Source organism: Pseudomonadota bacterium (assembly GCA_039815145.1).
In the GTDB taxonomy this organism is placed as follows: Bacteria; Pseudomonadota; Gammaproteobacteria; order Steroidobacterales; family JBCBZW01; genus JBCBZW01.
This window is the reverse complement of record JBCBZW010000103.1, coordinates 1-18,096: the sequence shown is the minus strand read 5'-3', so window position 1 is coordinate 18,096 and position 18,096 is coordinate 1. Positions and strand designations below refer to the sequence as shown.

The window sequence follows — 18,096 nt, the reverse complement described above, 5'->3', positions numbered from 1 at the left end:
GAGCATCACCTTGCTAAGTGGGCGGACATGCGCATCGACACGCTGCCGACGCTCGACATTCGTCGCCACGTGATCACCTTCACCTGCGTTCCGCCGGGCGCTGGGGTGCGGATGGGGATCGACCGGGATGAGGATGGGATCCTCGACGGCGATGAGGCCCAGGCGGCGCGCTAGGTCGCGGGCGCTGGCACCGGACCCCGTCGCCTCCACCCCGAGGTGGCGTTCAGGGCCTCGCGATAGGACGACACGGACGCAGGGTCGTAGGGGCGCACATCCACCGGGATCGTGCGCACGAAGCGGTAGCCCTCCAGGGTCGGGTCCACCAGGGCGGCGCGAAACTGCACGCCAGCTTGGGCCGCCCTCGTCGCCGCCTCGGCGAAGGCCGGGTCGTGCAGGGCGCTGGGGCGCAGGCGCTCAGCGTCCGTGCGCTGCACGATGAAGAGCACGCTCGCGCGGTAGCCCTCGACCACGTGGGCGGCGAGTTCGTCCAGGTGCTTGGCGGCCCGTGCACTCACCGAATCCGGGAAATAAGCGCAACCGTCCGGATAGACGAGGTGGCAGTTCTTCACCTCCACCAGATGGTCAGTGGCCCCGCGCAGCATCAGGTCAATGCGTGAGTTCTCGCCGTAGCGCACCTCGCGCTCCAGCGAGCGAAAGCGCCGCAGGCCGGGGATCAAGCCGTCGCGCACCAGGCCTTCGGCGATGCGGTTCGGCACCTGGGTGTTGGCGCCGACCAGGCGCCCGTCGAGTTCGAGCAGTTCCAGGGTCCATCGGAGCTTTCGCTTCGAATCGGCCGGCACCGGCGAGATCCAAGCACGCGCGCCCGGCACGACCAAGCCCTCCATACGCCCGGGGTTTACGCAGTGGGTGAGCACCACCCTACCGTCCTCCAGCTCGACATCGGCGATGAATCGGTCGTAGCGCGCCACCAGGCGACCGGCCTGGAGAGGCGTGTCGTGGGGGAGGAATCCGGGTTCGCGGGTCACTAGCGAGCTGCTCATGGGGTCTTGGGCGAGCGCGCATTAGACGGCAGCGCGCGGGGGAAGTCGAGCGTATGGCCCGCCGGCGCCGACCAAGTACCATAGGCCTTCCGTTTCAGCTCACCTAGTGACCAAGACCCGTGCTCCGCGTGCTCTACATAGAACCCTACGACGCCGGCTCCCATGCCGAGTTCACGCAGACGGTGCGTGAGGGGATCGATGCCGACTGGACCGTGCTCACCCTGCCGGGTCGCCATTGGAAGTGGCGTATGCGCGGGGCGGCCGTGCACTTCTCTCTGACCCACGCGCAGGCGCTGAGCGAGCCCTACGACGTACTCCTCGCCAGTGCCTTCCTGCCCCTCGCCGAGTTGCGCGGTCTCTCGCCTGCCCTGAGCAGCATCCCGACCGTGCTGTACTTTCACGAGAACCAACTCGCCTACCCCGTGCAGCGCGAGGCGGCGGACGGCCGGGACCACCACTACGGGTTCACCCAGCTGGTCTCCGCCCTCGCCGCCGATCGTTGCGCTTTCAACAGCGAGTACAACCTGCACTCCTTCCTGGACGCGGGCGAGGCACTGCTCAAGCGAATGCCCGATGCCGTACCCGCCGACTGGATCGAACGTTTGAAAGCGCGCAGCGTGGTCACCGGCTACCCCCTGCGCCTTGGCGCCGCGACGGCCGTGGCCGACGATCCGCCGGGCGACGCGCGCGCCCTCGGCCCCGTGCTCCTGTGGAACCACCGCTGGGAGCACGACAAGGCGCCGGAAGTCTTCTTCTCGGCCCTCGCGCGCCTGCAGGCGCGGGGTGTGCCGTTTCGCGTAGCCGTGGCCGGTGAGCGTTTTCGCACCTCGCCCGCCATCTTCGAGCAGGCGCACAAGAGCCTCGGCGAGCGGGTGGTGCACTGGGGATACCTGCCCACCCGTGAAGCCTACGAAGCGTTGCTAAGACGCAGCCATCTCGCCGTGTCCACGGCTAGGCAGGAGTTTTTCGGGGTATCGATGCTGGAGGCCGTGGCCCACGGCGCCCGGCCCCTCGTACCCGATCGCCTCGCCTACCGCGAGCTCTACCCCGCCCCGTTCCGTTACCAGGAAGAGGAGCTGGCGAGCGCCCTCGAGCAGCTGTGCCGCGCCTGGGTCCGTGGCGAGATCACCCTGCGCGAGGCGCGTCCCACCCTGATCGACCCGCACGAGGCGCCCCGATGCCTCGCCGGCCTGCACACGCTGCTGCGCGATCTCGCGGATCCGCCCGCTTGATCCGACTTCACCCCTGTGCCAGCGTGGCCCCATGGGGGATGAGAAAGACACCCGCTTGCCGCCTGCCGCCGGCAACGGACTGATCGACCGACGCACGCTGCTCACGGGCGGCGCAGCCCTCGGCGCCGCCTTCTGCCTGCCCCGCGCGGCGCCGGCGCAGACACCCGATCCGATGCGCGTGGCCGGCAGCGGCTTCGTTACCTACGGCAGTCCTTCGGTGCATGAGCAGCGCACGATCCGCTACGCCTCGAGCAACCCGATGGCGCCAGGCAACGGCATCTCCTACACGCCCCTGCACCGCCTGGAAGGCACCATCGTGCCAAACGGCTTGCACTTCGAACGCCACCACAACGGTGTGCCCGACATCGATCCCGCCAGCCACCGTCTGACGATCCACGGCAAGGTGAAGCGCCCCCTGGCCTTCAGCGTCGACGCGCTCCTGCGCTACCCCATGCAATCCCGTCAGTGCTTCGTGGAGTGTGGCGGTAACAGCAACGCCGGGTGGAACGACGAGCCTCTGCAAACGGCCACCAGCAACATCCACGGCATGGTGGCCAACAGCGAGTGGACGGGGGTGCCCGTCGCGATTCTCCTCGACGAGGCGGGGCTGGACCCCGCGGCCACCTGGGCCGTCGCCGAGGGGCGCGACGCCTTCGCGCTGACGATGAGCGTGCCCGTCACCAAACTCCTCGACGACGCCCTGATCGCCCTGTACCAGAACGGCGAGCGTATCCGACCGGAGAACGGTTACCCGATGCGCCTGCTGCTGCCCGGCTACGAGGGCGTGACCCAGGTGAAGTGGCTGCACCGCCTGCAGCTGACGGACCAGCCGGCCATGGCGCGCAACGAGACCTCCCGCTACACGGAGCTGCAGCCCGATGGCACGGCCCGTCAGTTCACGTTGGAGATCGAGGTGAAGTCCCTGATCACCTCCCCATCTACGGGCATGGTGCTAGACGAGCACGGTCTCTACGAGGTGAAGGGCCTCGCCTGGAGCGGGAGAGGCAAGATCGTGCGCGTGGAGGTGTCCGCCGACGGCGGCAAGAGCTGGACCGACGCGGCCCTGGATGGGCCCGTGCAAGCTAAGTGTTTTACTCGCTTTCGCCTGCCCTGGCACTGGCAGGGTCAACCGGCGGTGCTGAAAAGCCGCGCCACCGATGAGACCGGCGAGGTGCAACCCGAACGCGATGTGCTCATCGCCAAGCGCGGCAAGCACGGCTACTTCCACTACAACGCCGTGGTCTCCTACGCCGTCGACGAAGACGGGTTCATCAGCCATGTCTACGGCTAGGCGCGCTTCACGTCAGGCCGGCATCGCGTTGCTGCTGGGCGTGGCCATGGCCGCCTGTGCCGCTGAGGAGCGCTCGGCGAGCCCGAACCTCGGTGAACCCGTCGACCCGCAGACGCTCCTCGCCCTCGATCGCACGGTGTTCCCCGACGGCGCAGGCTTACCCGAAGGGAGCGGCGATGTCAGCGCCGGCGAGACGCTGTTCGCCCAACGCTGCGCCCACTGCCACGGCGCCGCCGGCGAGGGCGGCAGCGCGCCGGAGCTCGCCTACGCGCAGATGCCGCTCGACAGCGAGTGGCCAGACCAGACCATCGGCAGCTACTGGCCCTACGCCACCACCGTGTTCGATTTCCTGCGTCGCGCTATGCCCATGGAGGCGCCGGGATCGCTCACGGACGAGGAGACCTATCACCTCACGGCCTACCTGCTGCACCTCAACGGCCTGCACGAGCGCGGTACGCCGCTCACGCGGGAGGCCGTGATCGCCCTGCGCATGCCCAACCGCGATGGTTTCCGTTGGGTAGACGTGCAGAAGCCGCCGCCCGAGGTGGATCGGGCGACGGCTCCTGCAGGGGACTAGCTTCTCAGAACTTCGCGTAGCCCAGTTGCACCCCGAAGCGCTCGCACCAGAGGTTGAGGCCTTGCAGGTTTGAGGTGTCGACGCCCGCCGGCAACTCGTACACCTGCTCGCCACGGTTTGACGACAGGGGCGAGAACAGGCGCTTGGGCTGGCGGCGATCCCGGCTGAAGCCGAGCTTCGGATCCGGGGCGCCGTCGAAGCGGAAGTCCTGCTGCAGAATCACCAGCGTGCGGCCGTCGCGCTCGACGATGCGCACCTCACCACTCGTGGCGTGGCCGGAACGGCCCTTGAAGCTGCCGCTGTAGAGCACGGTGTCCTCGGCCGCCGCGGCCACCGTGGGGGCGACGAAGCCGCCGAGCAGCGCCATGAGCGCGATCAGGGCGCCGAAACCGGTCGTGAGTTTGTTCATGGGTGTCGATTCCTTGGTGTTGGGGCGCCTGGGAGTGGCGCCGACTTGGCATCTGAGTTGACGCCAACGCGAAATGCGTTACGGCTGAATCGCCGAGCCCCAACGAAAAAGCGCGCCCCCTGCGGTGAACAAGGGGCGCGCTCATCGGGGCTATGAAAGGCCCCGGGTAGGTATCGAATTGGCGACTAGTGCGCGGTGCGACGGCGGGTCGCGAGACCGCCGATCAAGCCCACGGCGAACAACGCCAGGACGCCCGGCTCCGGAATCCGCGCCACCACGATCTCCGAGATCTTGTAGTCATCGTTGGCACCGATGACGGTGAACTCGAACAGGCTGTCAACCAGATCGAAGGAGATGAAGTCGAAGGGGTTCTGCAGGCCCGGATCCCCGTCCACGATCACGCCGCCGCCGGTGATGAGGCGGAAGTCATCGTTGGAACCGACGCGGGAGAAGGTGGCGGAGAGCAGGCGGACCGACTCGCTGAAGGAGAAGATCAGGCTCTCGTCGCGACCGAAGCCGTCGAGCTGGTCGTCGAACTCGAACAGGCCCTGCACGCCCATGCCCTGCTCGTCCCAGTCGACCTCGCGGATGCCGGGCTCGGCGTCGATGTTCACGCTGAGCGTGCTGCTGTCGACGAGGGTGACGCTGGCCACATTGTCATTGCCGGACACACTACGGGTCAGGTCGAACACGATGGGGGAGGCGGAGGCCACACCGGTCCAGCAGAGCGTGGCACCGGCGATCAGAGGTAGGAGGGCTCGAATGCGCATCATTGTCTCCGTAGTCGCGAGCTTCATAGGTAATCGCAAAGGGCCTTTCGGGGACGCCCGTGGCCTCTTGATAGAGACATAAGCAGGTTTCGGGCCAACCTAACAAATATTATGCAATTCAAGCACTCGCCGAGGCGGCGAGCGAAGGTGCTCAGTCGTCTGTAAGACATTCCGACAGTGCACCTCGCGAGGCGCCGGCAAGGACCACGAGATTTCCGTGGCGCAACATCGCTTTCCTTAGCTCACTAGAGAATCGGTCACCTAGCGGGACCACCAAGCTGCGAGTGTGGACGCTAACCACCCCGGAGCCCACCGAAGACCCGCGCGCGCGCAACCCTGGCGGTCAGGAGGAGCTACGCCCGTGGAACTGCGCCTTGCTCTTCAGCACGCGCTCCGTGATGTAGTCGGACACGGCGCGAATGCGCGCACTGTGGCGCAGCTCCTCGTGGGTCACGAGCCACATGTCCGTCTCCTGCACGGTGATCTCCGGCAACACGGGCACCAGCTCCCCGCGCATGCTCACCCACCGGTGCGAGAGCACCGCCACCCCGAAGCCCGCGTAGGCGGCGGAAAGCTGCGCCGAGGGGCTATTGGTGAGGATCACCATGCGCAGGGGGAAGTCGATCGCCATGTAGTCGCCGAGCGCGAGCTGCGGTTTCCCATCACTGCCGTAAAGACCGATGAAGTCGTGTTCGCGCAGATCCTCCAGCGACTCGATGGGGGGCGATCGATCCAGATAGCGTTTGGCGGCGTACATACCAAAGCCGACGGTGACCAGGCGCTTGGCGATCAGTTCGGGGCCCGTGGGCTCGCCCAAACGCAGAGCGATATCCGCCTCTCGCCGCACGAGATCCATCGCGCGGTTGTCGACGTGGATGTTGAGGACGATCTCCGGGTAACGCTGGTGGAACTCGTAGAGTTCCGGCGCCAGCCAATCGGTGCCCGTGCCCTCGGTGGCGGTGATGATCACCTCGCCCGCCAAGCCCTTCGACTGCACCTCGACGGCCCGCTCGATGGCGAGCATCTCGCGCTCCATGCGCCGAGCGTTCTCCAGGATGGCGCGGCCGGTGTCGGTGAGTTGCATGCGCCGCCCCGTGCGCACGAAGAGCGGCAGGCCTAAACGCCTCTCCATCGCGCTCAGGCGGCGCCCCACGGTGGGCTGGGAGAGCGACAGGTGCTCGGAGGCGGCCAGGAGGCTGCCGTGATCGACCACGGCCAGGAAGAGACGGATATCTGCCCAGTCCTGCAGCACATCTTTGCTATTCATCAACGCATAGTAAGTATGTTTTTCCGTTATCGCTATGCACTGATGATAGGGCTAGCCTGTCTTCCAGCCCCCTCATTCACCTGGAGATAGGCCATGAATACGACCCAACGCGTAGGCGCCCTGGTCCTGTTGATTGCTGCCACCCTGGGCAGCGCCCTGCCCGCCGCCGCGGCCCGCCAGGGCACGGGCACCTTCGACAACACCCCCGGCTTCCTCAAGCGAGCCGAACAAGCGCTCGAAGACGGTCGCCTCGATCGCGCTGTCGGCCTGATCCTGCCGCGCATGGGGTTGCTGCGTCGGGACGCCGACCGGCACCTGGCGCACAGCACGCTCTGCTCGGCCCAGCTGCGCCTGGAGAACCTGGAAATGGCCGGGGATGCCTGCGCTCTCGCTGCCGAGAGTAAGTACGCCACTTGGAGCGACCTGAACAACCTCGGCGTCTACCACTACGCGACGGGCGACTTCGACGCCGCCCTCAGCTGGTTCGAGCAGGCGGCCGACGCCGACCCGAAGCGTCAGGCCGTGCGGACCAACATCGAAGCGGCGATGGTGGCGATCCAGCGCTGAGCGTTGTGCAGCGCTGGCGCCCTCAGGCGTCGGCGTAGAGCCTGCCCTGCCGCCCCATGTCGCGCTGGAAGACCTCCTCGATGGAGGCGTAGGCCACTGCGGTGCTGGTGGCGGTAGGGTTGGCGAGGAGCACGCGGAGCTCGCCGAGGCCGCGCAACTTGCGGTCGATGCGCAGGCTCATGCGCCTCGCCACCAGGAAGAACACCCCCGCGGCGAGCGGCAGCGGCAGGAGCTGCGCCAAGACGAGCAGGCTTGCGACCACCGGATCCAGATCCTTCACCAAGGGCACGTCCAGGCCGATCAGGAACAGCATCACCACGGCGTAGACCACCACCATGATCGACAGCACTGTCACCACACCCAACGCGCGCTTTAGGCCCGTGAGGCGCGCACTCGCGATGTGCCCGAGGTCGTAGAGCTGGTCGAGCAGCGCGTCGTTGCGCTCCACCCAGACGGGGTTCTTGATTCGCCGATAGGCCAGCTCGACCTCGCTGTCCTGCCCCCGCTCCTCGCGCCGCACGGCGCCCTGGAGCATCTCCCGCTTGAAGCGCTCGAGGGCATTCATCCGCGCCGCGATGCGATCGATGCGAACGGGCAGTTCTCGGGCGTAGATCCGCTCGAGTAGGGCCACGGCGATGTGCAGGGCGAATCCGATCTCGAACAGACTCGCAAACTGGAGGAGGTCGACCATGCGCGCGAGGGTGCCCTGCACCGCGCGACCCGTCAACCGAGCGGCCAGCGCCCCGCCTCGGGCGGAGTCCATCGCCCCCTGGGCGCGCTCGCCGTGAGCGCAAGCCGCTGATTTTTCTGAGGCATCACGAATCCTCATGAAAAATCACGAAACCCCAACGACGCGCACCCCCCACCCCCCCAAGCTCTGGCGCCGACTCACCCACGAGGAGACGCCCATGAGACCGACATTCACCCTCGCCACCTGCCTGCTGCTGGCGGGCCTGAGCCTATCCGCCCAGGCGCAGCACCCACCCGACGGGAAGGTGCTGTTCATCCTGTCCGCCCACGAGCACGGGTACTGGCTGCCGGAGGTGCTCACCCCCTACAGGATCCTCACCGAGGCGGGGCTCGAGGTGGAGTTCGCGAGCCCCGGCGGCGCACCGGGCGTGCAGGCCGGGGCGCAGATGATGAACGCGCAGGAGCGTCGCACGCTGGCAGGCCTGACCGACACTCTGGCCCGGCCGCGCAAGCTCGCGGACGTCGATCCCGACGACTACCTGGCCCTCTACGTGCCCGGCGGCGCGGGCCCCATGTTCGATCTGTTCGACCACGCGCAGGTCAACCGCATCACCGCCGCGATGTACGAGGACGACAAGCCCGTCGCCGCGGATTGCCACGGCCCCGCCGCCTTCGCCGCCGTGCGCTTAAGCAACGGCGAGCTGATGATCCAAGACAAGCAGCTCACCGCGAAATCGAACGCCGAAGAAGGCGATTGGGCGCGCGAGCACTACCCCTTCCTGCTCGAAGACAAGCTGAAGGACGGCGCAGGGCAATTCAGCGCCGCCGCCCCCTACTCCCCGTGGGTGGTACGCGACGGCAACTTGCTCACGGGCCAGAACCCGGCCTCCGCCGGCCCCCTCGCCACTACCTTGCTGGAGATGCTCGCCGCCGGCGAGTAAACCCGATTCCCCCTCACCCTCAACGACAACCGGAGTTGATCCATGAAGACGATACCCACCCTCGCCGTCACCCTCGCCCTCCTGGCACCGGCCGCTTACGCGGACACCGATCGCGAACAGATCAAGGCCGCCATGGAGTGTTTCTACCGCTGGGATCTGCACGGCGGTGCCGAGAACTCCTCGCAGTGCATCGCCGACACCGTGCTCTACCACCGCATCGACGAGAACGGTCGCCACTCCTACGGCACCCCGCCCCTGGACAACGACACCGGCAAGGGCGCCGAGGCGGTGATCCACAACCTGCTGGACATCGACATCTACAACGACATGGCCGTGGTGACCTCCCTACACCGCTACCAGCCGGAGGCGCCGCAGAACACCTACATGAAGAACATCGTGCTGTTCAAACTCGAGGAAGGCTGGCGCATCACCAACGTGGTGTGGGGCCGCGTCACGAACCAGCAGTAAGCAAGTCTCGGCGACGCTCGGTGCCTGCCGCGCACCGAGCGTCGCCACCGAGACTACTCAGGCGTACTCGTGCGCATGATGTCGCTGTGGGAGCTCGCCACGTAGGTGTTGGCGAGCTTGCCCGCGGCGACGCTGAAGAATTCGTAGCGCTCGACGGCATCGGTCAGGCGGGTGCTCGAGAACTGGCGGTCGAAGCGCAGCAGATCGCCAGGCGCGTCACTCGCGTGGCAGTAGAGATGCGTGCCGTCACTGCGCCAGCGAAGCTGATAGCGCCACACGGGGTTGGCGCAGCGACCCAACGCGGGGACCGCCTCCTCCGCTACAAATGCGGTCAACGATTGATCCAGGTAGAGCGTCTGACCGTCGTGCTCCATCGCGAACGCCCAGCGCTCGTCGAGGGCGATGTTCTGCCCCGTATCGAGGCGATGCTGGTGGGCGCGCCAGCGGCCGTTCTCGTAGTGGCTGAACGCCAGTGCTTGGCCGTCATGCCAGCTCACTGCGTAGGTGGGCAACTCGAAGGCAACCTCGTGCAGTAGCTGGAATCCTTCGTCAATGACGGCGTACACCAACACGCCGGTGTTGGTGTTGGCGAGCAGACGGCTGCCGTCCGCCGCCCATACAAGATCGTGGTAGCGACGACCCTCGTCTCGCGGTTCGATGGCGCTGAGCTGCCCCGAGGATTGCTCGTAAATCCAAATCTGACTGTAGCCGGCACGCTTGGAGACGAACGCCAGGCGCTGGCCGTCGTGGGACAAGGCGGGCAAGTAGTCCATCACAGCCGAGTTCAGGCCCGCGCCCGACGTCTCACCGATCTCGATGTCCCGGTTGTAAAGGTAGGACGTGAAAAGGTAGTCCTCGTCCAGTGATTGCATGCGCTTAGGGCTGGCGATGCGCCGGCTGTCCGAGACGATGACGCTGCTCTGCTGGGTGCTCAGCGAGGTCTCCAGGAGCTGGTAGGACGGATGCTGAGAGGGATGCACGATGGCGCCGTCTCGGTGGCTCCAGATGGCACTGTCCAAACCGTAGTCGAAGGCGGAGAGGAGGTTGAAGCTGTCGCTGGCCGGGTCGAGCTCGAACACCGACGTCTTGCCCGGTAGATGATCGCTCAGCAGGAGCAGCGTGCCCCGGCGCGGATGCACATCGAGGTAGTGGTTGCCATAGCCTTGAGCGACGGGCTGGGACAGGCGTCGCTTGGTACCACGATCGAGCGCCAGCGCGTAGGCCGCGTAGGGTGCCGCCGACGTGGGCCGCTCGAGAAAGTACAAGGCGCTGTCGTCAGGCGATAGGGATAGCTCGGAGTAGCTTCCCGGCACGCACTCGTAGATGACCTCCGCGGCTGCGGTACCAAACTGCGTACGCGGCAGGCGATGGAATTCGCATCGCTCGCCATCGTAGAACTGATACACAACGAAGGCGTCATCGTGGGCCCAGGTGGCGAAGTCCGCGTCACCGCCAGGCGCACTGATGGGTTGCGGTACCTCGCCGGGCGCTGCCACCCAGTAGATGCGGTTGTATCGCCCGTCGTTGGCCGTGTACAGCAGGGCCTTCCGGTCGTGGGCCTGCGCCGCATTGGATTGGGTAACGGCGAGGCGCGAGAGGGGCACGATGGCGCGTACCGCGGGCGTTGAAGGGGTCCGCGCAAATTGAGGGAGCAGCACAGCGGCCAGGATGGCCACCAGAAGTGCAGCACCTGCCACACCTCGCCACGGCGGCGTCGCCGACCCCGGGGGCGCCTGCACCTCATCGACGGCCGAAACGGTCGCAATCAACCGATAGCCCACCTTAGGTACGGTCGCGATGTACTGGCGAACGCGCTGATCATCACCAAGCGCCTTGCGCAACAGGACGATCACTCGATTGATCGAGTTGTCGGAGACGACCTGACCGTGCCACACCGCCTGCAACAACTCGTCGCGCCCGATGTTGCGTCCGGGGTGCTCGCAGAAGTAGGCCAGCAACGCCGAGGCCTTCGGTTCGAGGACCACCTCGCTGCCGCGACCGTGTAGGCGATTGGCGTTCGCATCGAACTGGTAGGCGCCCACCGTCCAGGAGGTCATGACGAGGGTACCGTGGGGTGCCGCGGCCCTGGGGAGCGAACTACCGGCCTACTAGAAGGAGACGCTGCCGGTGAGACCCGCCGGTGCGCCTTGCGCGAACTGTCCATGACGCGTGAGTATCGCCACGACATGAACCGCTCGCAAGGCAGCGCCTTCGGCTGGTCGTGCAGATGGCTCACTTCAGCGCGATAGCCTTACCCGCGCGCCGCTCGCAAGGCTCACGCGACCTCTTGACGACATGAGATTCGCAGTTGAACAGAGCTACTCGACCGAGCGCGCGTCAGGCATCACACTCGCAAGACCAAGCGCGTTTGGATCATCGCAAGCCATGGACAACAACACGCCTCCCCGCGGCTCCACACCCCTTCGCGATGCGCCTGCGATGCACAACTGGACGGAGATCCAAACGGCGTATCACGTTGGTCGCCTGGGCACGGTGTCCGCCGCCGCTGATTACCTCGGCGTCCACCGTGCAACGGTGATTCGCCACATCGACGCGCTGGAACAAGCCCTTCGAGCCAAGCTGTTCCACCGCCACGCCCGCGGCTACGCCCCCACCGACCTCGGCCGTGAGTTGATCCGCACAGCGGCCGAGACGGAAGCGCAGTTTCGCTCCATCCTCGGCAAGGCGCTCGCCCAGGAATCAGGCCTGTCGGGCGAGCTGCTCGTCACGTCCGTCGGCGATGCCGCGTACCAGGTACTCCCCTCGATCAGACGGTTCCAGTCCCAGCATCCCGACATCCGGGTGCGCTTCATCGAGGGATCAGAGCCGCTGAAGCTCGAACACGGCGAGGCCCACGTGGCGTTCCGCATGGGCACGAAACCGCAGACCCCTGACTACGTGGTGCAAGCCTTCGGCGAGATTCCCTTCGGCCTCTACGCGAGCCCCGAGTACATCGCCGAACACGGCGCACCGGCGAGCGAAGGAGAGGGTCGCTTTAACGGCCATCGCTTCGCCCTGCTCGAACCGGTGGGGCCGCCAGGCATGCAGGCGTGGCTTCGGCGCCACGCCCCGAACCATCACTGCGCGTTCCAGACCAATGATCCCCGGGTGCTGATTCGAGCGGTGATCGGCGGGGTGGGGATCGGGTTCTTACCGCAAGAAGTCGCCGAACGTCATGAAGACCAGGTGGTGCAGGTGGCGCCCCCGAGTCACCATTGGCAAGCGCGCACCTGGGTAGTCACCCACATCGACCTGCACCGTAGCGCAAAGGTGCAGAGCTTCCTGAGAACGCTGCGCGAGCGCTAGGGCCCACCGGCCCAACACCCCCTGACATGCACCAGCGCACATCGAGTGCGCGTCTGCGCGCATGTACATGCTCACCGAGCACATGTGAGCCTATGGGCCCCATCAGCCAGCGACATCCAGGCGCTGGCCAGCTGCGCCCACTCATGGAAGAAGGCTCCTGTAATGAACGAGAAGACCGCTGGCATGTTGCTCATGGCGTCCGCCCTACTCTGGATCGTGTGGGGCCTCGTGCACGCGCTGGCCGGCGCCTTGGTCATGGCGGGCGACACGGTGAGCGGGATCCAGGCCATCGCCGATGCGGTGCCCGCCGAGCAGCTGGTGAGCGACTACCACCCCGCCGTCGGCGGCATCCTGAACCAACACGCGTGGAACCTCTTCTGGGGCGGGCTGGTCACCATCGCCGGTGCGGTGTTCATCTGGCGCGGTAATCGAACAGCGATCTGGGTCACCGCCATGGTGGGCGGGCTACTCGACGTCGGCTACTTCGTCTTCATCGATCTCGGGGAGTTCAGCAAGGTCGTACCGGGCAGGGTGATGACCATCTTCTCCGCCACCGCCATCGTGCTCAGCTTCTGCGTGTACTTCCTGAAGCTGCCCACGGCGGCGCACCCCGGGCGCTAGGCATCGCGACACTGCGCGAGGGAGCGCCGCTGCTGGCCCTCGCCATCGAAGTTGTCCGGCGCTAACCAACGTTCGAAGCCCTGCTTGATCGAGGGCCACTCATCGTCGGTGATGGCGTACCACGCGGTGTCCCGGTTGCGCCCCTTGTACACCACGTTGTGGCGAAAGGTCCCCTCGTAGGTAAACCCGAGCCGTTGCGCCGCGGCCCTCGACGGGGCGTTCAGCGAATCGCACTTCCACTCGTAGCGACGGTAACCCCAGCTGTCGAAGGCGCGCGCCATCATCAGGTACATCACCTCGGTGGCCGCCCGCGTGCGTTGGAGACTGGGCGCGTAGGTGATGTGCCCCACCTCGATCACGCCCATCGCAGGTTGCATTCGCAGGTAGGAGGCAACCCCTGCCGGACTTCTCGCCGGCCCCGCCAGAATCGTGAAGAACAGCGGGTCCTGCGATTCCTGCGCGCCCGTCAACCACTGAAGATAGGCCTGTTCCGACGCAAACGGCCCCACGGGTAGGTAGGTCCACAGACTGCCGTCGCCCGCTTGGTAGGCCGCGTACAGGGCGGGCCCATGCTCGGCGGCATGCAGAGGAAGCAGCTTGCAGTAGCGTCCCTCCAGAGGACGACGGGTGGGGGCAGCAGCGCCCTGCCAGTCTCGGACTGGCCTACCTATCGCTTGTCCGAACTCGTTCGTATCCGTCATCATCACCGCCGCTGGCGGCCAGCCCGATCAAGCTCTATCGTAGCACCCAACGCCGAGCGACACCGCCGCCAGGCGACCTGCCCTCGGAGGACCAGCGATGGCGCTGCATCAACAGCAACACCCCCGCGACAACAGCCACACGTCGTGGCCGGTTGCGCGCGGTAGGTCCGGTAGCTCGTGTCGCACACGATAGCGCCCAGCGAAATCGCACCACCGCCGCCGCCGGAACTGACGAACGTCCGACCCTTGCGATCCCTATGGCTGCGTCCCGGCCGAACGATCGCCCACATCGCCCATGAGAACCCCGGTCACCTAGTGCACACCTTGCCCGTCCTCGCCGGGTTGTCCTACGGCACCTTCGACCCTATCGCCAAACTTACGCTGGAGGTAGGCGGCAAAGACGGGATATCGCTCGGCGGCCCCCTGGTAACTCTGCTCGCGGTCTACGTGTCCTCCTACGTCTTGAGCGCGATCGCGACCATGTTCGGCGGACGCGCCACGCCCGCCGCCACGCGGGTCGCCCTCGCCTGGTCCTGCCTGCCATTGGCAGTTCTGTTGCCGTTGGATGTGGCTACTCGCGCCTTCTTCTCCGCGTCGGATGTCTCGGCGGTGGAGCACCTGCAGTTCGATGGCTTCAGCCTCGCCACCGTCGTACTCTGGACCGCGTTGCTCCTCCAGCTAATCTTCAGAGGTTGGTCACTGATCATATTGCTCACAGGGCTCGCCGCCGTGAATGAGTTCTCCCGGCTCAAAGCAACGCTCACCGCCACGATCGGCTGGGCTCTGTCCTTCGCCGTCACGGTCTGGTGGCTGCTCCCTGCCATCCGCTCCTCTTCCGCGGGCGATGCTTTCAACGCGCCCGCATGGATCCTCCTATGAGCCGCAATGGCGCGCGCACCTCCTTGAGCCGCTTGCTGCTGGTGAGCAACCTGTCCTACAAGCTGATCAGCCATATCGAGTTCATCGCTGTCGCGCTCGTGATCAGTATCGCGACCGCGCTTGCCGTACCGGGATTCCTGCTGCTCGCGACCCACACTGCCGTGAGCGAGGTTCACACCCTCACTTCCATCCATCGAGCGGAGTCGATCACTTACCGTGCCGTGACAGGACGCTGGCCGGCAGCGCAGGCGCCACCATCACTGCCCAGCAGCGATCCCGAAGGCACCCACTTCGACGCCATCACCACCGACATCGACGGTACCCTGCGCGCGTGGCCAGGCGCCGATCTCGCACGCAGAGCGGATCTCGGCGAACAATCCTATTGGCTATCGCCAGTACTCACTAGCGGTGACCCCGGTTCGCCGATCGTCTGGGTATGCTCAAAGGGGGAAGCGCCGCCCACCGCGTCGGCCCTCGCGCAACGCTTGGCCGAACCCCACCCGTTCCCACCCACCTTCTGCCCGTAGGCGAGCGATGTTCAGTTCCAAGGCTCCCGATCACCTGGCGTTCCTCACCCGTCACCTGGCGGCCGCCGCCGAGCAACACGGCCTGGACGGCGCGCTCCAGCGTCTCGCTGAGGCAGCGCCCGAACGCTACGCACAAGACGTGGAGCGTCTGAAGCAGCTACTTGGCGAGGAGCCCGTGCAGGACAGCACCGTTGGCCTGTCGCCCTACGAGACGCTAGCAGCCTTGCTACGCCAGGCCCCCGAACACCGCGAGCGCCTTCTCTCAGGCTTCGTGGACTACGTGCAGCAAAGCCGCGCCGTCTACGAAACTTTCCTGACCGGAATCATCGGATTCCTGTGGTACGTCGCGATCGTCAGCGTGGTCGCGCTCGTGACGACCATCACTTACGGCATGTTCGTGTTTCCCCAGGTGGCAGGCTTACTGCAGAGCGTCCAGCAGTCCCCCCCGCTGTTGGCGGAGGTGATGTTTCAGCGTGGCGGTGCCCCGATACTCATCGCCACGCTGCTCGCCGCCCTGGCGATCGCTGCGATGGGCACGCTCACCTTCTACCGCCGCATCCAGCAGATGAAGCCCATGCCCCAGCTGCCCGCTTGGGTGCCGGGCGCAGCGCGCCTGTGCCGCACCTACAACCAAGGCCTCCTGCTGAACTTCGCTCGCCTGCTCAACCAGAGCGGGGTTGCGGGCACGCAGGCACTCGACCAAGCGGCCCTGTTGAGTCGTCATCGACGACAGGTCGAAGATCCCGCCTTCACCTCAACACCGAGCAACACGGACGATGAATGGCGCCACCAACTCGCCGTCGCCGAGCGCCTCGGCACCATCGAGACAGAGCTGAGCGCCCAGTGCGAAGAGCACTCGGGGACGCTGTCGATGGCACTGCTCGCGGTACGCGAGCGACTCTCCCTGATACTGAAGCTGATCCTCTTCACCTACGTGGGGCTGCTCGTCATCTCCATGTATCAACCCATCTTTCAATCCAGCTCCGTCATCTAGCAGGAGGTGCTATGCGTGGCTTCACCCTGATCGAGCTGATGATCGTCACCGCGATCATCGGCATCCTCGCGTCGATCGCGATTCCGTCCTATTCGACCTACACGGTTCGAGCCCAGATGGTCGAGGTGTTCACCCTCACCACGGAGCTGAAGCCGGCGATTCAGGCCTACTACGAACTCGAAGGACGCTTCCCCGCCGACAACGAGGAAGCCCGAGTGCCGTTGCCGGAGCACCTCATCGGCAACTTCGTGACTCGGATCGAGGTGGTCGACGGTGCCATGCACGTGATGCTCGGCAACTACGTCAGCACACGCCTGGAGGGACAGGTGGTGAGCATTCGTCCGCTGACGGTGACCGACAGTCCCACGAGCCCCATCTCCTGGGGCTGTGGAAGTTCGCCACCTCCGACGGGCATGCAGGCAGCGGGGGTGGATCGCACAACGGTGGAGGCGAAGTATCTGCCCCATCACTGCAGCCGCAGACCGAAGTAGATCGCGCGCGCTGTCTTGCGAACACCCGCGCTCCCGCGAGGGCGCAAGCGGACTGGAGCGGGCTATCGAGCCTCCAACCACAGGTCCGTGCCCACCTCATCGGCCATCGCCAGGCACGATTGCAGGTCCGGGTGGCGAACCACCAGATACCCATCGCCGAGCAGCGTCTGTTTCCAGTTGCGCCGCGGCGAGCCGACGGGCAGGAGATCCTCCACCACCAGGAACTCACCGAAGCGTTTCCTTAGCTCATGCAGTCCGTGGATCGCGCTGATCCGGCCCTGCCCACGCGCGCGCTTGAAGGTGGCGGCCGCGTTGTAGCGGGCCTTCGCCTCCTGGGTGAAGGGCTGCTTGGCGATCGCCTGCCCCCAGCCCGCGTAGATGTCGAAGTCGTGGGTGAAATTCATGAGGTCCACGGAACGTCCACCCGGCGGTCGCGCGCCGATCTCACCGAACACGGCTTCCCCGTCCGCGGTCAGGAACCACTCCATGTGGGTGAAGCCCGTGCGAAAGCCGAGGGCGTCGAGCACCTGTCGGCCGAGCTGCCGGCCCACCTGTAGCTCCGGTCGCTCGATATCGCGCAGGTTGACAGTCTGCGGACTGATCCACTCCTCGTTGCGGCCAACGATGGGCTTCGGCCGATACCAAGCGATGTTCTCGAACCGGATCTGACCGTCGCTGCACACCGTGTCGAAGGTGTACTCCTCCCCCTCGATAAACTCCTCCACGCTCACCACCCGGCGCCCGACGTCGGCGATCGCCACGTCCAACGCGGCGGCGTCACGCACCTGGTGCGTGTTCGCCGAGCCCGCCCCCGCGATGGGCTTCACCACGAGCGGCAAGCCGATCTGCTCGGCAGCGGCCCGGATCTCCTGCTCACCCACCGCCTGCACGTGGCGTGGCGTACGAAGGCCGGCGGCATCGAGGGCCTGCTTCATCGCTTCCTTGTCACGGAAGAGGTGCGTTTGAGCGACGCCCATTCCTGGCAAGCCGAGTGCCTCGCGAAGCTGCGCGGCGAGGGTCATGAAGGGCTCCCAGAGGCACTCGATGCGGTCGAGACGCACGCGCTGCGCGTAGCGTTGCACCGCTTGCAGCACGCCCTCCTCGTCCACCAGGGAGGCCACCTGCACGTAGTCCGCCAGGGCCCCGCGGATCGCCACCGGCATGCTGGAGGGCGGGTGCTCGCCCAGGCCAATGACGTTGACGCCACAGCTCGCGAGGCCGCGGGCGAAGCGACCCATCTCGTCGGGGAAGCCGGGGGAGAAAAAGAGCACGTTCATGTCGTTACGCCGTAGGGATCGAATGAGCGGACGCTAGCAGATCTGGCTTCGGTCGGCGACGAGGAATTCCGGTTCGCTCAGGCGAGG

Annotated in this window: 20 protein-coding genes; 12 read left to right on the top strand and 8 right to left on the bottom strand. The window is 66.2% G+C overall.

Translation table 11 applies throughout. The features are described from left to right. Positions 1–170: 170 nt before the first annotated feature. Complete coding sequence (gene sfsA, locus AAF184_19345) at positions 171–1,001, bottom strand: DNA/RNA nuclease SfsA (protein ID MEO0424502.1); 831 nt, start codon at positions 999–1,001, stop codon at positions 171–173. A 128-nt stretch (positions 1,002–1,129) separates the two neighbouring features. Here sfsA and AAF184_19340 point away from each other — a divergent pair, with 128 nt between their 5' ends. Genes AAF184_19340 through AAF184_19330 form a run of 3 tightly spaced genes read left to right on the top strand, consistent with a single transcriptional unit; the run spans position 1,130 to position 4,101 of the window. Continuing rightward, positions 1,130–2,233: a DUF3524 domain-containing protein gene (locus tag AAF184_19340; protein ID MEO0424501.1), complete on the top strand. Its 1,104-nt coding sequence runs from the start codon at positions 1,130–1,132 to the stop codon at positions 2,231–2,233. Positions 2,234–2,264: 31 nt separating this feature from the next. Next, the gene (gene soxC, locus AAF184_19335) at positions 2,265–3,524 is read left to right on the top strand and encodes a sulfite dehydrogenase (GenBank protein MEO0424500.1); all 1,260 of its coding nucleotides are present in this window, start codon (positions 2,265–2,267) and stop codon (positions 3,522–3,524) included. Further along, positions 3,511–4,101, top strand: coding sequence for a cytochrome c (locus AAF184_19330; GenBank protein ID MEO0424499.1), 591 nt, complete (start codon positions 3,511–3,513; stop codon positions 4,099–4,101). Before soxC ends, AAF184_19330 begins: the two co-directional genes overlap by 14 nt. A 4-nt stretch (positions 4,102–4,105) precedes the next feature. Here the strand turns inward: AAF184_19330 and AAF184_19325 are convergent, their stop codons facing one another. From AAF184_19325 to AAF184_19315, 3 genes are all read right to left on the bottom strand, one after another. After that, positions 4,106–4,510 (bottom strand): DM13 domain-containing protein, encoded by a 405-nt coding sequence (locus AAF184_19325; GenBank protein ID MEO0424498.1) that lies wholly within the window; start codon positions 4,508–4,510, stop codon positions 4,106–4,108. 185 nt (positions 4,511–4,695) lie between these two features. After that, positions 4,696–5,280 (bottom strand): PEP-CTERM sorting domain-containing protein, encoded by a 585-nt coding sequence (locus AAF184_19320; GenBank protein ID MEO0424497.1) that lies wholly within the window; start codon positions 5,278–5,280, stop codon positions 4,696–4,698. 343 nt (positions 5,281–5,623) lie between these two features. After that, positions 5,624–6,547: a LysR family transcriptional regulator gene (locus AAF184_19315; GenBank protein ID MEO0424496.1), complete on the bottom strand. Its 924-nt coding sequence runs from the start codon at positions 6,545–6,547 to the stop codon at positions 5,624–5,626. 93 nt (positions 6,548–6,640) lie between these two features. On the opposite strand from AAF184_19315, the gene AAF184_19310 reads away from it, so the two are divergent. Beyond that, complete coding sequence (locus AAF184_19310) at positions 6,641–7,114, top strand: tetratricopeptide repeat protein (GenBank protein MEO0424495.1); 474 nt, start codon at positions 6,641–6,643, stop codon at positions 7,112–7,114. Positions 7,115–7,136: 22 nt separating this feature from the next. On the opposite strand, the gene AAF184_19305 is transcribed toward AAF184_19310, so the two are convergent. Continuing rightward, positions 7,137–7,877: a hypothetical protein gene (locus AAF184_19305; protein ID MEO0424494.1), complete on the bottom strand. Its 741-nt coding sequence runs from the start codon at positions 7,875–7,877 to the stop codon at positions 7,137–7,139. Positions 7,878–8,022: 145 nt separating this feature from the next. Here AAF184_19305 and AAF184_19300 point away from each other — a divergent pair, with 145 nt between their 5' ends. Together AAF184_19300 and AAF184_19295 are read left to right on the top strand one after the other, a co-directional pair. Further along, a complete protein-coding gene (locus AAF184_19300; GenBank protein ID MEO0424493.1) occupies positions 8,023–8,745 on the top strand; it encodes a type 1 glutamine amidotransferase domain-containing protein in 723 nt (240 codons plus the stop codon). 42 nt (positions 8,746–8,787) lie between these two features. After that, positions 8,788–9,213, top strand: coding sequence for a hypothetical protein (locus AAF184_19295; protein MEO0424492.1), 426 nt, complete (start codon positions 8,788–8,790; stop codon positions 9,211–9,213). Between the two features lie 53 nt (positions 9,214–9,266). Here AAF184_19295 and AAF184_19290 read toward each other — a convergent pair whose 3' ends face one another. Further along, positions 9,267–11,270 (bottom strand): winged helix-turn-helix domain-containing protein, encoded by a 2,004-nt coding sequence (locus AAF184_19290; GenBank protein MEO0424491.1) that lies wholly within the window; start codon positions 11,268–11,270, stop codon positions 9,267–9,269. Between the two features lie 328 nt (positions 11,271–11,598). Here AAF184_19290 and AAF184_19285 point away from each other — a divergent pair, with 328 nt between their 5' ends. Both AAF184_19285 and AAF184_19280 read left to right on the top strand, forming a co-directional pair. Continuing rightward, positions 11,599–12,519, top strand: coding sequence for a LysR family transcriptional regulator (locus AAF184_19285; protein MEO0424490.1), 921 nt, complete (start codon positions 11,599–11,601; stop codon positions 12,517–12,519). Between the two features lie 162 nt (positions 12,520–12,681). Further along, on the top strand, positions 12,682–13,140 hold the full coding sequence (locus AAF184_19280) for a hypothetical protein (protein MEO0424489.1): 459 nt from the start codon (positions 12,682–12,684) through the stop codon (positions 13,138–13,140). On the opposite strand, the gene AAF184_19275 is transcribed toward AAF184_19280, so the two are convergent. Next, positions 13,137–13,841, bottom strand: coding sequence for a GNAT family protein (locus AAF184_19275; GenBank protein ID MEO0424488.1), 705 nt, complete (start codon positions 13,839–13,841; stop codon positions 13,137–13,139). The genes AAF184_19280 and AAF184_19275 overlap by 4 nt on opposite strands. A gap of 246 nt (positions 13,842–14,087) precedes the next feature. Here AAF184_19275 and AAF184_19270 point away from each other — a divergent pair, with 246 nt between their 5' ends. From AAF184_19270 to AAF184_19255, 4 genes are read left to right on the top strand one after another with little or no spacing between them, the layout of a single operon-like run. Continuing rightward, positions 14,088–14,720 (top strand): YIP1 family protein, encoded by a 633-nt coding sequence (locus tag AAF184_19270; GenBank protein ID MEO0424487.1) that lies wholly within the window; start codon positions 14,088–14,090, stop codon positions 14,718–14,720. Next, positions 14,717–15,247: a hypothetical protein gene (locus AAF184_19265; GenBank protein MEO0424486.1), complete on the top strand. Its 531-nt coding sequence runs from the start codon at positions 14,717–14,719 to the stop codon at positions 15,245–15,247. Before AAF184_19270 ends, AAF184_19265 begins: the two co-directional genes overlap by 4 nt. A gap of 7 nt (positions 15,248–15,254) precedes the next feature. Then, positions 15,255–16,241 (top strand): hypothetical protein, encoded by a 987-nt coding sequence (locus AAF184_19260; GenBank protein ID MEO0424485.1) that lies wholly within the window; start codon positions 15,255–15,257, stop codon positions 16,239–16,241. Positions 16,242–16,252: 11 nt separating this feature from the next. Then, on the top strand, positions 16,253–16,732 hold the full coding sequence (locus tag AAF184_19255) for a pilin (GenBank protein ID MEO0424484.1): 480 nt from the start codon (positions 16,253–16,255) through the stop codon (positions 16,730–16,732). 62 nt (positions 16,733–16,794) lie between these two features. Here the strand turns inward: AAF184_19255 and AAF184_19250 are convergent, their stop codons facing one another. After that, positions 16,795–18,009, bottom strand: a complete 1,215-nt coding sequence (locus tag AAF184_19250; protein MEO0424483.1) for an ATP-grasp domain-containing protein — start codon at positions 18,007–18,009, stop codon at positions 16,795–16,797. Positions 18,010–18,096: the final 87 nt, after the last annotated feature.

Excerpts from the sequence above, each read along its gene's own strand:
- sfsA (MEO0424502.1), bottom strand. The coding sequence starts at position 1,001 with ATGAGCAGCTCGCTAGTGACCCGCGAACCCGGATTCCTCCCCCACGAC.
- soxC (MEO0424500.1), top strand. The coding sequence starts at position 2,265 with ATGGGGGATGAGAAAGACACCCGCTTGCCGCCTGCCGCCGGCAACGGA.
- AAF184_19330 (MEO0424499.1), top strand. The coding sequence starts at position 3,511 with ATGTCTACGGCTAGGCGCGCTTCACGTCAGGCCGGCATCGCGTTGCTG.
- AAF184_19325 (MEO0424498.1), bottom strand. The coding sequence starts at position 4,510 with ATGAACAAACTCACGACCGGTTTCGGCGCCCTGATCGCGCTCATGGCG.
- AAF184_19320 (MEO0424497.1), bottom strand. The coding sequence starts at position 5,280 with ATGCGCATTCGAGCCCTCCTACCTCTGATCGCCGGTGCCACGCTCTGC.
- AAF184_19315 (MEO0424496.1), bottom strand. The coding sequence starts at position 6,547 with ATGAATAGCAAAGATGTGCTGCAGGACTGGGCAGATATCCGTCTCTTC.
- AAF184_19310 (MEO0424495.1), top strand. The coding sequence starts at position 6,641 with ATGAATACGACCCAACGCGTAGGCGCCCTGGTCCTGTTGATTGCTGCC.
- AAF184_19305 (MEO0424494.1), bottom strand. The coding sequence starts at position 7,877 with ATGGACTCCGCCCGAGGCGGGGCGCTGGCCGCTCGGTTGACGGGTCGC.
- AAF184_19300 (MEO0424493.1), top strand. The coding sequence starts at position 8,023 with ATGAGACCGACATTCACCCTCGCCACCTGCCTGCTGCTGGCGGGCCTG.
- AAF184_19295 (MEO0424492.1), top strand. The coding sequence starts at position 8,788 with ATGAAGACGATACCCACCCTCGCCGTCACCCTCGCCCTCCTGGCACCG.
- AAF184_19290 (MEO0424491.1), bottom strand. The coding sequence starts at position 11,270 with ATGACCTCCTGGACGGTGGGCGCCTACCAGTTCGATGCGAACGCCAAT.
- AAF184_19285 (MEO0424490.1), top strand. The coding sequence starts at position 11,599 with ATGGACAACAACACGCCTCCCCGCGGCTCCACACCCCTTCGCGATGCG.
- AAF184_19280 (MEO0424489.1), top strand. The coding sequence starts at position 12,682 with ATGAACGAGAAGACCGCTGGCATGTTGCTCATGGCGTCCGCCCTACTC.
- AAF184_19275 (MEO0424488.1), bottom strand. The coding sequence starts at position 13,841 with ATGACGGATACGAACGAGTTCGGACAAGCGATAGGTAGGCCAGTCCGA.
- AAF184_19265 (MEO0424486.1), top strand. The coding sequence starts at position 14,717 with ATGAGCCGCAATGGCGCGCGCACCTCCTTGAGCCGCTTGCTGCTGGTG.
- AAF184_19260 (MEO0424485.1), top strand. The coding sequence starts at position 15,255 with ATGTTCAGTTCCAAGGCTCCCGATCACCTGGCGTTCCTCACCCGTCAC.
- AAF184_19255 (MEO0424484.1), top strand. The coding sequence starts at position 16,253 with ATGCGTGGCTTCACCCTGATCGAGCTGATGATCGTCACCGCGATCATC.
- AAF184_19250 (MEO0424483.1), bottom strand. The coding sequence starts at position 18,009 with ATGAACGTGCTCTTTTTCTCCCCCGGCTTCCCCGACGAGATGGGTCGC.